General features: G+C 71.3%; 9 protein-coding genes, 1 tRNA gene and 1 pseudogene. 8 read left to right on the top strand and 3 right to left on the bottom strand.

Annotation, left to right across the window (positions count from 1 at the left end; translation table 11 throughout):
- Positions 1 to 162 precede the first annotated feature (162 nt).
- From FYW99_RS24220 to FYW99_RS24205, 4 genes and pseudogenes are all read left to right on the top strand, one after another.
- Complete coding sequence (locus FYW99_RS24220; protein ID WP_150254336.1) at positions 163 to 1,296, top strand: sensor histidine kinase; 1,134 nt, start codon at positions 163 to 165, stop codon at positions 1,294 to 1,296.
- Positions 1,293 to 1,982 carry a response regulator transcription factor gene (locus FYW99_RS24215; protein ID WP_150254335.1) on the top strand — a complete coding sequence of 230 codons (690 nt, stop codon included), beginning with the start codon at positions 1,293 to 1,295 and terminating at the stop codon, positions 1,980 to 1,982. Before FYW99_RS24220 ends, FYW99_RS24215 begins: the two co-directional genes overlap by 4 nt.
- 130 nt (positions 1,983 to 2,112) lie before the next feature.
- Positions 2,113 to 2,970: a CPBP family intramembrane glutamic endopeptidase gene (locus FYW99_RS24210; protein ID WP_150254334.1), complete on the top strand. Its 858-nt coding sequence runs from the start codon at positions 2,113 to 2,115 to the stop codon at positions 2,968 to 2,970.
- A 267-nt stretch (positions 2,971 to 3,237) separates the two neighbouring features.
- A pseudogene (locus FYW99_RS24205) lies at positions 3,238 to 4,629 on the top strand (tyrosine-type recombinase/integrase).
- A gap of 12 nt (positions 4,630 to 4,641) precedes the next feature.
- Here the strand turns inward: FYW99_RS24205 and FYW99_RS24200 are convergent.
- Positions 4,642 to 4,717: transfer RNA gene (locus FYW99_RS24200), tRNA-Arg, on the bottom strand.
- A 543-nt stretch (positions 4,718 to 5,260) separates the two neighbouring features.
- Between FYW99_RS24200 and FYW99_RS24195 the strand changes: the two genes are divergently transcribed.
- Positions 5,261 to 6,148, top strand: coding sequence for a cobalamin biosynthesis protein (locus tag FYW99_RS24195; protein WP_150254333.1), 888 nt, complete (start codon positions 5,261 to 5,263; stop codon positions 6,146 to 6,148).
- Positions 6,149 to 6,450: 302 nt separating this feature from the next.
- Here the strand turns inward: FYW99_RS24195 and FYW99_RS24190 are convergent, their stop codons facing one another.
- Positions 6,451 to 6,969, bottom strand: a complete 519-nt coding sequence (locus FYW99_RS24190) for a hypothetical protein (RefSeq protein WP_150254332.1) — start codon at positions 6,967 to 6,969, stop codon at positions 6,451 to 6,453.
- A 427-nt stretch (positions 6,970 to 7,396) separates the two neighbouring features.
- Here FYW99_RS24190 and FYW99_RS24185 point away from each other — a divergent pair, with 427 nt between their 5' ends.
- From FYW99_RS24185 to FYW99_RS24175, 3 genes are all read left to right on the top strand, one after another.
- Entirely contained in the window at positions 7,397 to 10,324 is a 2,928-nt protein-coding gene (locus FYW99_RS24185) for a penicillin acylase family protein (protein WP_150254331.1), read from the top strand.
- Between the two features lie 164 nt (positions 10,325 to 10,488).
- Positions 10,489 to 10,929, top strand: coding sequence for an NfeD family protein (locus FYW99_RS24180; RefSeq protein ID WP_150254330.1), 441 nt, complete (start codon positions 10,489 to 10,491; stop codon positions 10,927 to 10,929).
- A 44-nt stretch (positions 10,930 to 10,973) separates the two neighbouring features.
- Positions 10,974 to 12,059: an SPFH domain-containing protein gene (locus FYW99_RS24175; protein ID WP_150254329.1), complete on the top strand. Its 1,086-nt coding sequence runs from the start codon at positions 10,974 to 10,976 to the stop codon at positions 12,057 to 12,059.
- A gap of 219 nt (positions 12,060 to 12,278) precedes the next feature.
- On the opposite strand, the gene FYW99_RS24170 is transcribed toward FYW99_RS24175, so the two are convergent.
- Positions 12,279 to 13,244: a quinone oxidoreductase family protein gene (locus tag FYW99_RS24170; RefSeq protein ID WP_150254328.1), complete on the bottom strand. Its 966-nt coding sequence runs from the start codon at positions 13,242 to 13,244 to the stop codon at positions 12,279 to 12,281.
- Between the last annotated feature and the right edge of the window lie 2 nt (positions 13,245 to 13,246).

Raw genomic sequence — 13,246 nt, 5'->3', positions numbered from 1 at the left:
GGTGGTGCCTGGACCGGGGCAGCGGGTCCCACAGTGCGCGGCCGCCGCCCGGCACCGGTTCGCGACCACTGAGCGACGCGCTCCGTCCGCCACCGCGGCGGCGCGGGATAGTCTGCTCGGGTGTTCGAGACAACAGCGTGGGCGGAGCGCATGCTCCGCCCCATGCGAAGAGCGGGAGCCACCGACGCCCTGCTCCCCGCGGCCCTCGTGGCCCTTTCCTTCGTCCCAGGAATCGCTCAGCAGGGAGTCGACCTCGCGGAGCTGCCGGACGGCCGGCCCTTGGACGGACTGGGCCTGGTCCTCGTCGGTGCCCAGGCTGCGCCTCTCGCCCTGCGGCGTCGGTTCCCCGTCACCTGCCTGACCGTGGTCGCCGCCGCGTTCACGGCATTCCAACTGCTGCGCTACCCCAACGTTTTCGCCTCCCTTGCACTGATCGTGGCCCTGTACACCGTCGGTACACACCCGCCGCGCCGTCCCGCGCCGGTGGTCGCGGGGGCGATCACCACCTACGCGCTCGTCTGCTACTCCCTGCACCTCGCGGGCTCCCGTGCCACCGTGGCCGACTATTTCTCCTTCGGCCTCGTCCTGGTCGCGTTCTGCGCCCTCGGCGGGTGGGTGCGCGCCCGCGCCCTGGACGCCGAGGAGCGCCGCCGCCGCGCGGAGGCGGACGCCGCTGCCGCCGAACGCGCCCGTCTCGCCCGCGACCTGCACGACGTCGTCACCCACCACGTCACCTCGATGGTGGTGCAGGCTGACACGGCGGGTTATCTGCTGGAGCGGTCCGGCCGAGTGGGAACCACCCTGACCAGTATCGGGGAGACCGGTCGGCGCGCCTTGGACGACCTCAGACACCTGCTCGGCGTCCTGGACGGACGCGAGGACCGAACCGGTCCCTCGCTCAGCGAACTCGCCAGCCTCATCGAGCGCTCCCGCAACGCTGGGCAGAGCGTGGAACTGGTCGAGGACGGCGAGCCCCGACTGATGCGCCCCCAGGAGGAGGAAGCCCTATACCGCGTCGTGCAGGAGTCCGTCACGAACGCGCTCAAGCACGCGCCCGGCGGACACGTCGTCGTCCGCATCGACCACGGGGACGAGGTGGTCGGCGCCCGAATCACCACCGGGAACGGCACCTCCACGGCCGAGGGGGCCGGCTCGCCCCGGCTCCGCCCCGGTGCCGGGCGCGGCCTGACGGGCCTGCGGGAGAGGGTCGGCGCCCTCGGCGGGGAGCTGCGCGCAGGTCCCTCCGATGACGGGGGCTTCACCGTGTACGCCGGCATCCCCAGGGGGAAGACGTGAACGGTTCGCCCAACGGTTCGCACATACGCGTCGTGGTCTGCGAGGACGACGATCTGGTGCGCGCCGGATACGCCGCGGTGCTCGACGCCCAACCGGACATGGTCGTGGTGGGGCAGGCCCGCGATGGGGCCGAGGCGATGAGCGTCATCCGGGACCTACGCCCCGACGTCGCGGTGATGGACATCCACATGCCCCACATGAGCGGTATCGAGGTGACCACCGCTCTGGCGGAGCCGCCGGACCCCCACCCGGTACGGGTTCTGATGGTGACGACCTTCAACCTGGACGAATACGTCTACGAGGCGCTGCGGGCCGGCGCGAGCGGGTTCCTTCTGAAGGGCGCCCCGTTGCCCGAGTTGATCGCGGGCGTGCGCACGGTCGCCAAGGGCGAGGCCCTACTGGCACCCTCGGTGACCCGGCGGCTCATCGGCGAATACGCCCTGCGGATCCGCCCCGCCGACCCCGCCCCTCCCGTGGTGCGCCACGAGCCGCTCACCGAGCGCGAGCACGAGGTGCTGCTCCTCATGGCGGAGGGGCTGTCCAACGGAGAGATCGCCGAGCGGATGACGATCGCGCATGAGACCGTCAAGACCCACGTGTCGCGGATCCTCACCAAACTTCGACTGCGCGACCGGGTCCAGGCCGTCGTGTTCGCCTACCGCTCGGGACTGGTGCGGCAGGGCTGAGGGCCGAATCCCCCTGGAGAGCTACCGAAGCGCGCTCGCGCGGGTGATGTGGCCGGCGGGTCCCCTTCCCTAGCCTTGGGGGCAGGTCAGAGCGCCCCCGCGCCCCCACGTTTTTGGAAGTGATCCCGACATGTCCCATGACATCGCACCCGTGTCCACCCCTCGCAGGATCCTGCGAAGGGCCTCGCGCCTGGTACTCGTCCTGCTCCTCGTCGGCGCCCTGGCCGCGCTCCTCCCGACCGTGACGGGCGCGGCGGGCACGTCGGTGTGGGCCCTGCCCCTCGGCGTCGCGATGTCGGTCTTCGGTCTGTGGGCCTACCGGATCGTGATCCGCCGGGTCGACAGGAGGGAGCCGCTCGAACTCTCCCGAGAGGGGGCGGCCGGGATCGGGTGGGGGACAGCGGCCGGGATCGGCCTGTTCACCGCGACCATCGCGGCCATCACCGTCTTCGGGGGCTACCGGATCCTTGGCTGGGGGTCGTTCGAGGCCTTTCTCGCCGTGTTCGGACTGATGTGCGCGGTCGGTGTCGCGGAGGAGCTGCTGTTCCGCGGAGTGATCTTCCGCTTCCTGGAGGAGACCACCGGGACCTGGGGCGCGCTCGCCGTCAGCTCCGTGCTCTTCGGCGGAGCGCACATGATGAACCCGAACGCGACACTGTGGGGCGGGTTGGCCATCGCTCTGGAGGCCGGTCTCATGCTCGGCGCCGCCTACGTGGCCACGCGCAGCCTGTGGCTGCCGATCGGCATTCACATCGGCTGGAACGCGGCGCAGGCCGGGATTTTCGGCACCGCCGTCTCCGGCAGTGAGGGCGCGTTCGCCGGGCTGTTGCTCGGGGAGACGAGGGGGCTCACCATGATCGGTGGGGGCGCCTTCGGCCCCGAGGGCAGTATCTTGGCGGTGCTGTTCTGCGGCGCGGTCACGGTGTATCTGCTGCGCGTGGCCCACCGCAGGGGCCACATCGTTCCCCGGGCCGCCCGTCGGGCCTGAGCAGGGTGCCGGTCGGGGCGCACGATGGTCTGGCACGCCGGATGCCGCCGCCCGCACAGCCGCTACCAGCTGACTGTTCCTGGCCTTCGCCGATATCGCTTGTACAGTGGTCCGCTACCGCGAACTCACCGCATGAAATGAGCTCTTGGTCGATACGGTTCTGGCGCCGCCAGGTGTAGATCGTCTCGGCGGGAGGTATTGAGGTCCTGAGCGTGTAGCGCCCAACCCCATGGGAACCCGCTGAGGGGCTTGTCCCTGGGCTCGGAGGTGGTGATCGTGTCCGGGTCTGGTTCGGTGTTCAAGCGGTGTGGGTGTCGTTTGCCTGGTACCTCGAGGAAGGTCGGGGGCAATTGTCCGCGGTTGCGTTCTCGCGGGCATGGGAGCTGGTACTTCTCGGTCGAGTTGGAGCATGTTGCGGGGCGGCGATGCCGGGTGCGTCGTGGTGGGTTCGCTTCCCGGGAGGCAGCGCGCGCGGCGCTGCGCAGGGCCCAGGGCGTGGAGACAGATGCGACAGGCCCGGTGGTGTGGACGGTAGGGGAGTGGCTCCAGCGCTGGTTGGACACTCGGACCCGGTTGCGGCCGCGCACCAGGGTCGGCTACGGCGAGCACATCGACCGCTACCTCAAGCCCTCGCTGGGCGCAGTGCTGTTGGAGGAGTTGTCACCTGCCCAGGTGCAGGAGGCGTTCGATGCGATCTCGTGCCACACCACATCGATGGGGGATCGACTTTCCCCGGCGACGGTGCAGCGGATCCGCGCCACGTTGCGGGCGGCGTTGAACGCCGCGGTGCGTGAGCGGTTGCTGCCCTCCAACCCCGCTCGAGGCCTGCGGTTGGAGCCGGGGGTGGGTACGCGGCCGGTGGTGTGGACCGACCAGGCGGTGGCCGAGTGGACCCATAGCCGGATGCGGCCGGCGGTGGCGGTGTGGACGGTCGAGCAAACCCGCGCTTTCCTGGACTTCGTGTCCGATCACCGGCTGTATGCGTTGTTCCACCTACTGGTGATGACCGGGCTGCGGCGGGGCGAGGTGGTGGGGTTGAGGTGGGAGGACCTCGACCTGGCCCGGGGCACGGTGCGCATCACCCGGCAGCTCCAGACGGGCCAGGGCGGGTTGGTGGAGCTTGCGCCCAAGAGCGCGGCGAGTCGCCGCATGCTGACGTTGGACCATGCCACGGTCGGGGTGTTGCGCCGTCACCAGTGGCGCCAGCAGCACGAAGCAGCCGAGCGCGGGCACGACTGGATCCCATAGGGGTATGTGTTCACCGCCTTGCGCGGTGGCCCGCTGGCACCTGAGCGTTTGTCGCGTCTGTTTCGGAAGCTGAGCGACGAGAGCGCCTTGCCGCCGGTGCGGTTGCACGATCTGCGCCATGGGGCGGCGACGTTGGCGTTGGCGGCGGGGGTGGAGTTGAAGGTGGTGCAGGCGATGTTGGGGCACGCGAGCATCGTGTTGACCGCGGACACCTATGCCAGTGTCCTCCCGGAGGTGGCACAGGAGGCGGCGGAGCGGACGGCATGGCTGGTGTTGCGGGATGCCGGGAGGACTGGTCGGCATACGAAGAGGCGGCGTGGTCGACGTGGTTTGGTGTTGGTCCCACCTGGGTCCCACCCTGGACCCACCGGCAGGACTACTCCCTCAGGCTCTGGCCAGACAAGACTGTGAACTGGGGTTTTGTGGCGCACCCGGCAGGATTCGAACCTGCGACCATCGGATTAGAAGTCCGGTGCTCTATCCACTGAGCTACGGGTGCTCGATTCAATTGTCGCCCGCCAGGGCGGGTCTTGATCACGCTGTGACCCGTGGTTGCGGGAGGGTGCTGCGCGCCGGAGGCGGGGTGGGGGGCGGTCGGCGGACCTACGGTCGGGAGGACCCGTGTCGTGGTGCCGGTGGCGCCCCGGGCAGACATTCTAGGGTATTCGTCCGATGTCGCCCACAGGCGGGCAAAGCCTCATCAACTACGGTGATTCGTAGTTGCCTCTCGTTACCACGCGCGCTCCACCAAATCGGTCGCTATGGGCCTCGCGCACCACGTTACCGGTGATTAACTCCTGGTGCGGTGCTGTACCCCGGGCGTTTCGCGAAGTCCCGACGCCCAAGGTGGGACGGGGAGTCAGAACATCCACCACTGACCTGCGAAGACCATCAGCGCGGCCAACGCGGTCAGCATGTGGGGGCTCCTTACGGTCAGCTGCTTATCGCTCTTTGTGTATGTGTTATTACTCAGAGGGACAAACATGGTTTGCCGTGGTTTGGGAGTTGTGAGGGACTTCCTTGACGCGGCTACCGTGGTCGGGTGCGATCTCTGGGACTGGTGGCGGGTTTCCTGCTCGACAAGGCGGTGCCCGACCCGCGTAGGGGGCATCCGGTCGCCCTGTACGGGCGTGCCGCGGGATGGTGGGAACGGCGCGTCTACGGGGACTCACGGGCGCGCGGCGCCCTGTTCGCGGCCGGGGCCGTGCTTCCCGTGGTGGCCGCGGGTTCCGTGGTACGGGGTGGCGCGGCGACGGCGGCGACGACGTGGGCCGTGCTCGGCGGGAGCATGCTGTGCCGGGAGGCCGAGCGGATCGCCGGGGCCCTGGAGGCCGGCGACCTCGCCCGGGCCAGAGGACTCCTGCCGAACCTGTGCGGCAGGGACCCCTCCCGACTCGACGAGGCGGGAGTCGCCCGGGCGGTGGTCGAGTCGGTCGCCGAGAACACCTCCGACGCCGTGGTCGGCCCCCTGGTCTGGGGAGCCCTGGGCGGGGTGGCGGGTCTGGCGGGCTTCCGCGCTGTCAACACCCTCGACGCCATGGTCGGCCACCGAGACGAGCGCTACGAACGGTTCGGTTCCGCCTCGGCGCGGCTGGACGACCTCGCCGGGTGGGGCCCGGCCCGGCTGACCGCGGTCCTGGCGGTCCTGGCCGCGCCCGTGGTCGGCGGCGACGTGCGCGGGGCGTGGCGCGTGTGGCGGCGCGACGGCGACCGGCACCCCAGTCCGAACGCAGGGCAGTGCGAGGCCGCGTTCGCGGGCGCGCTCGGCAGGACCCTGGGCGGAGCCAACGTCTACGCGGGGCGTGAGGAGCGCCGCCCCGCGATGGGCGACGGGCCCCGAGCCGGGGTCGACGACATCCGCCGCGCGGTCCGCCTCGCCCGGGCGGTCCACCTGGGTGCCCTGGCCGTGGCCGCGGCGGTGGCCCGGTAGCGCGCACCGTGAGCGTCGGTGAACACCTCGGCTGCGGGCGGGGTGCCTCGCGTGTGGCCAGGGGGCACCTCCGACGGGAGGCCGTGCAACGTGGCGGACGGCCGTGCGCGGTGACGGGACGCTCGCCGACAGCTGCCGCGCGACCCGTCTTCCCGACAGCTGCCGCGGCCCCGCTCCCCAACGACGGCCGCTCGGATCCGCTTTCCGACGGCCGTCACACGGGGAGACCCGGGAACCACGGGCGCCGCCCCCGGGAACCGGCGGTCGGCCGGTCCCGGGGCGGCGCCGGGTGAGGACCCGGCTCAGGCCAGGTTGCGCGCGTAGTTCACCTGCTGGTGGATCTGGCCCACCATGCCCGGGTGGGTCACCATGATCGTCGTGCTGTAGTGCTTGTCGTGCCCTTGGACGGTGACCTGCACGTGTCCGGTGGTCCTCTGCTCCTTGATGAGGAGGAAGAGCAGTCCGAGCAGGCAGGTCCACCAGAAGACCAGGATGGCCACGATGACCGCCCAGGTGGGTGTGTTCCGGTCGGTGCGGCTCATGTCGTTCACCGTCCACACCGTCCCCCTGATCGGGAAGCGCCCGACGGGGGTCATCACGGTGTGCTGGGAGAACGCGATCTCGCCGATGGTGCCGAGGGGGACGTCGCCCCCGGGCTGGGGCTGGGGCTGGGGGACGGCGGGCTGGTAGCCCCCGGTGGGGGAGCCGTAGGGCTCCAGGGCCCCGCCGTGCTGCTGCGGGGGAAGGCCCCAGCCGGGGGTCTCACCGTGGGGCTCGTGCCACCACGGTTCCCCCGGACGGGGATTGGGGTACTCGCTCATGCCGCGATTGTGTCAAAGGGCGGGGAGACCGAGAACCACTTCTCCGGTACCGGTACCAACTCGCCTCCATGCCCGTTCCAGCCGTACCGCCTCGCTTCCGGACCCGTCCCAGCTGTGCCGTCCCGTTCGCGTTCCTGTTCCGGCTGTGCCGCCCCGTCCCCGCACCCTCACGGCCGTGCCGGTGGCCCCGGAAGGGCCCCGGCCCAAGGACGTGGCCGGATGTGGCCACGTCCCGGCTCCCGTGCCGGACCCCCTCCGGTCCGCACTCCGGAATCCGGGCTGCTTGTGGCGCGGGTCACTCCAAACCGGCCGGTTTTCTGGTACGGGGTCCTTCTCATCCGTCAAAATATGAAACTCTTTCGCGATTTCCCTACCCGTGCGTAGCATGCGCTCACCCATCGCCCGCACCCCCAGGTGGTGACAGCTCTTGTTCCCCTCGCTCAGACGACGGCTACGCACCGGCGCCTCGGGTACCGCCCTCGCGGTGGCCGCGGCCACGGTCGCCGTCCTGCCCGCGGCCCCCCGGGCCCTCGCCGAACCGGAACCCGACTACTGCGCTCCCGAGGGATGCCACGACATCCTTCCCCCCGGCCAGAACGGCAGCGCCACGCTCGTCGAGATCCTCGGCCACCAGGTCTTCGGCACCCGGCCCCAGCACGCCTCCAGCCAGCTGGACATGTACGACAACCTCGTCCACCACTACGACGGCCTCACGGAGGAGGGTCTGGACGACTTCTTCCTCGACGCCGGATTCGGGGTCGCCCCCGACGACGTGGGGCGCCGGTACCAGCCGCGCGACGACGTCACCATCACCCGTGACGCCGACCACGGCATCCCGCACGTCGAGGGCACCACCCGCGAGGGCACCATGTTCGGCGCCGGGTACGCCGCCGCCGAGGACCGCCTCTTCCTCATGGACGTGCTGCGCCGGGTCGGCCGCGGCGAACTCACCTCCTTCGCCGGAGGGGCCGAGGGCAACCGCGGGCTGGAGCAGGACCTGTGGCGCAGCGCCCCCTACACCGAGGAGGACAAGCAGGCGCAGATCGACCGGGTCGCCGCCAGCGGGGAGCGCGGTGAGCAGGCCCTCGTCGACGTCGACGCCTACCTGGAGGGCGTCAACGCCTACATCGAGGAGGCCGACGACGACCGCGACTTCCCCGGTGAGTACGTCCTGACCGGGCACAAGGACGCCATCACCAACGCCGGGGAGATCGAGCCCTTCACCCCCACCGACGTCGTCGGCATCGCGGCCATGGTCGGCGGCATCTTCGGCGGCGGTGGCGGCGGCGAGGTCCAGGCGGCCGTCGTGCTCGCCAACTTCCGGGACCGCTACGGAGCCGAGGAGGGCGCCGAGCTGTACCGCGCCTGGCGGATGGAGAACGACCCCGAGGCCCTGGTCAGCGTCGGGGGCGAGTTCCCCTACAGCGGCACCCCCGAGGACCCGGTCGGAGAGGCCGTGCCCGACCCCGGTTCCGTAGAGCCCTACGACATCGTCCACGACGAGCACGGTTCCGCGCTCAGCGGTGAGACCGCCGAGCAGCCCGCCCCGCTGGCGAGCACGGTGGAGGAGCCCGAGGCGGGAGCCGAGGCGCCCGCGGTCGAGGACCTGTCCCAGGAACAGCGCGACGAGCTGGAACGGATGGTCGAGGAGGGGGACCTGTCCGCGGTGGAGGGCGTGTTCAACGACGGCGTCCTGCCCGAGGGCTTCACCGACCCCCGCGGCATGTCCAACGCCCTGCTCGTCTCGGGCGAGCACACCGAGAGCGGCAACCCCGTCGCCGTGATGGGCCCCCAGACCGGCTACTTCTCCCCGCAGCTGCTCATGCTCCAGGAACTCCAGGGCCCGGGCGTCAGCGCGCGCGGCGCGTCCTTCGCGGGCGTGAGCTTCTACGTCCAGATGGGGCGCGGCGTCGACTACGCCTGGAGCGCCACCTCGGCGGGCCAGGACGTCACCGACACCTTCGCCGTCGAGCTGTGCGAGACCGACGGGTCCGCGCCCACCACCGGGTCGCGCTCCTACGTGGACACCGCCGGCGACTGCGTGCCCTTCGAGGAGCTGAGCGTCACCAACGAGTGGTCGCCCACCATCGCCGACGGCACGCCGGAGGGCGGCTACACGCTGACCTCCCTGCGCTCGGAGTTCGGCCTGGTGCACTCCTTCGCGACCGTGGACGGCGAGCCCGTGGCGTTCACGACGCGGCGCTCCACCTACATGCGCGAGGTCGACTCCATCATCGGCTTCCAGCGCTTCAACGACCCCGGCGAGATCACCTCGGCGGAGTCCTTCACGGACGCGGCCGAGGACATCGGCTACGCCTTCAACTGGCACTACGTCGACGACGAGGACATCGCCTTCGTCAACTCCGGGGCCAACCCGGTCCGGACCGAGGGCACCAACCCCAACCTGCCCGTCGACGCCTACTCCGACGCGGGCTGGTCCGGCTGGGACTCCGACACCAACGGCGCCGACTACCACCCGCAGGAGGACCACCCGCAGGCGATCAACCCCGACTACATCGTCAACTGGAACAACAAGCCCGCCCAGGGCTACACCTCCGGATGGGCCACCGGATCGGTGCACCGCGGCGACCTGCTCGACGGCCGCGTCTCCGCGCTGGTCGCCGACGGGCACGCGTTCACCACCGCCAGCCTGACCCGGGTGATGATGGAGGCCGGGGTCGCCGACCTGCGCGCCCAGGAGGTCCTTCCGCTCCTGCTGGAGGTGATCGGCACCGAGGCCGTGGACGACCCCGAACTGGCCGCGGCCGTGGAGGAGCTGCGACTCTGGCACGAGTCCGGATCCCTGCGCCGCGAGCCCTTCCGCGACGCCGGGTACTACTCCCACGCCGACGCCATCCGCACGCTGGACGCCTGGTGGCCGCTGCTGGTCCGCGCCCAGTTCGAGCCGGGGCTGGGCGGAGACCTCTACACCCAGCTCACCAGGGCCGTGCAGACCGACGAGTCGCCCTCGGGTTCCATCGGAGGAGGCGAGCCCGGAAGCGTCAACCAGGCACAGCCCCACCGGGGCTCGGCGTTCCAGTACGGCTGGTGGTCCTACGTGGACAAGGACCTGCGCACGGTGCTCGGCCAGGAGGTGGACGGCGGACTGGGCGAGGCCTACTGCGGTGGCGGCGACCCGGACGCCTGCCGTACGGTGCTGCTGGACACCCTGGCCCAGGCCGCGGACACCCCCGCGGCGGAGGTCTACCCCGGTGACGGGCACTGCGACCCGGGCGACCAGCTGTGCGCGGACACGGTGATCCACCAGGCGGTCGGGGGCATCAACATGTGGCCGATCGCGTGGCAGAACCGGCCCACGTACCAGCTCGTCTACCAGTTCTCCGGCGGACGGTAGGACGGGCGGAGCGGACGCGGCCCACGGTGGCCCTGAGCGGGTGCCAGCGGGGGCCGCGTCCGTGTGTCACGGCCGGGGAACACTGGAGCCGGATCGCGTGCTTCGCCGGGTCTGCGTGGGTAGCGTAGGGAATACCCGAACATGAACGGGAGGGCCGCAGGAACATGGAAGCCTGGTTGATCTGGCTCATCCTCGCCGTGGGCCTGGGAGTCGTCGAGGTCTTCACCCTCACGTTCGTACTGGGCCTCCTGGCGGTCGCGGCGCTGGTCGCCGCCCTCCTGGGCGCCATCGGGCTTCCGGTGGCCGTGCAGATCATCGGGTTCACCGCCACCGCGGCGGCCGGGATCTACCTCGTGCGGCCGATCATGCGACGCCAGCTCAGGGGCGGCCCCGTCGTCAGGTCGGGCGCCCAGGCGCTCGTCGGACGCTCTGCGGTCGTCCTCCAGGAGGTGGACGCCGACCGGGGCAGGATCAAGCTCTCCGGGGAGGAGTGGTCCGCGCGCTGCATCGACGAGGACCTCGTCATCCCGGTGGGCACACGCGTCGACGTCATGGAGATCGACGGGGCCACCGCCGTGGTCTACCCGCGTGAAGCACTGCCCTGAACCCCGCCACAGCCACGTCCCAGACCTAGGCCAGGTGCCAGCACATGGAACCCACCATCGCCCTCATCATCCTCGCGGTCGTCGTCGTTGCCGTCGCCTTGGCGGCGATCCGCATCGTCCCGCAGGCCAGGGCGTACAACATCGAGCGCTTCGGCCGCTACATCCGCACCCTCAACCCCGGCCTGAACTTCCTCATCCCGGGCGTGGACCGCGTCAACTCCAAGTTCGACCTGCGCGAGCAGGTGTTCACCTCGCGCCCGCAGCCGGTGATCACCGAGGACAACCTGGTCGTCAACATCGACACCGTGCTGTACTACCAGGTCACCGATCCCAGGGCCGCGGCCTACGAGGTCGCCAACTACATCCAGGCCATCGACCAGCTCACCGTCACCACGCTGCGCAACGTCATCGGCTCCATGGACCTGGAGAAGACCCTCACCTCCCGCGAGGAGATCAACACCCGCCTGCGCGGGGTCCTGGACGAGACCACCGGCAAGTGGGGCATCCGCGTCAACCGCGTGGAGATCAAGGCCATCGACCCGCCGCCCACCATCAAGGAGGCGATGGAGAAGCAGATGCGGGCCGACCGCGACAAGCGCGCGGCCATCCTCCATGCCGAGGGCGAGCGCCAGGCGCGCATCCTCAAGGCGGAGGGCGCCCGCCAGCAGGCCATCCTGGAGGCCCAGGGCGACCAGCAGGCGGCCATCCTGCGCGCCGACGGCGAGGCCAAGGCGATCGAGCGCGTCTTCCAGGCGGTGCACGCCAACAACGCCGACGCCAAGGTGCTCGCCTACAAGTACCTGGAGACCCTGCCGTCCCTGGCCGAGGGCGACGGCAACACCTTCTGGGTGATCCCCGGTGAGCTCACCGAGGCCGTCAAGAACGTCAGCCACGCCTTCGCGGGCAACGCCTCGACGGTTCCCTCCACGGAGAAGGAGGACGGGGACGCCCAGGCCCAGGGGCCCGCGCAGCTCACGGCGCCCGATCCCACCCGGTCCTCTTCGGCGCAGGCGGCCATGGACGCGGCCGAGGCCGCCGAACGCGCGGTGGCCGACGCCCGCGACGACGTCCGGCGGGCCGGGTCGGCCCTCGGCGGCTCCCGGCCGCCCGGGCCGCGCGAGGAGGACTAGGGCCTGTTCGGGGACCAGCCACACCGCGCCGGGGACCAGGGTGCTTCCGCCACGGAGGCGGCCCGGGCAGCCGCCTCGGGGCGGCGGGAACGGCCACCCCTCCACGACGCGTCGCCGCCTGCGGGGCGCAGCCGCCTCGCGCGGGTGGGACCCGCGGAGGGGGGAGGGAGGGGCCGACCTCCCTCCCCCCATCGTGTGTTCGGCCCGCGGCCGTCCGGCTCAGACCAGAAGGAGCTTGCCGGTGGTCCGGCGCGAGGCCAGGTCGCTCTGGGCGCGCCCCGCGTCGGACAGCGGGTAGCGGCCGCCGATCCGCACGTCCAGACGGCCGTCGCCCACCAGCGTGAACAGGTCGCCGGCCCGGCCCAGGAGCTCCTCGCGGTCGGCCACGAAGTAGGCCAGCGAGGGCCTGGTCAGGTACACCGAACCGGCGGAGTTGAGCCGCTGCGGGTCCACCGGGGCCACCTCTCCTGAGGACTGCCCGAACAGCGCCAGCACGCCGCGCGGGCGCAGCGAGGCCAGGCTGGCGTCGAAGGTGTCCCGGCCGACGCCGTCGTAGACCGCGGACACCCCCTCGCCGCCGGTGAGGTCGCGCACCGCCTCGGCCACGGGGGTCTCGGTGTAGCGGACCACCTCGTCCGCGCCCGCCTCCCGGGCGATGCGCTCCTTCTCCTCGGTGGACACGGTGCCGATGACGCGCGCGCCGCGCTCCTTGGCCAGCTGGGTCACCAGCAGGCCGGTGCCGCCCGCGGCCGCGTGCACCAGCACGGTGTCGCCCTCGGCCACCGGGTACACCGAGCGGACGAGGTAGTGGGCGGTCATGCCCTGGAGCAGCAGGGCGGCGGCCTGCTCGGCGGAGACCGCGTCCGGAACGGGGACGACCAGCGACGCCTTGACCACGGCCCGTTCGGCGTACGCGCCGGGGGCCATCGCCCAGCCGACCCGCTGCCCCGCGGACAGGTCGGTGACGCCGTCGCCGACGGCGGCCACCACGCCCGCGCCCTCCATGCCAGGGACGTAGGGGAGGGGCACGTCGTACAGGCCGCTGCGCTGGTAGATGTCGATGAAGTTGACCCCGCGGGCCTCGACGTCGATCAGGACCTCTCCGGGGCCGGGCGCCGGGTCGTCCCTCTCGGCCAGCCGCAGTACCTCGGGCCCGCCGTTCTCCTCGATCACGATGGCACGCATGG

Origin of the sequence: Nocardiopsis deserti (assembly GCF_008638355.1) — a bacterium.
Lineage (GTDB): Bacteria > Actinomycetota > Actinomycetes > Streptosporangiales > Streptosporangiaceae > Nocardiopsis > Nocardiopsis alborubida.
The sequence above is the reverse complement of the archived record's forward strand: the minus strand, read 5'-3'. Positions and strand labels throughout refer to the sequence as shown.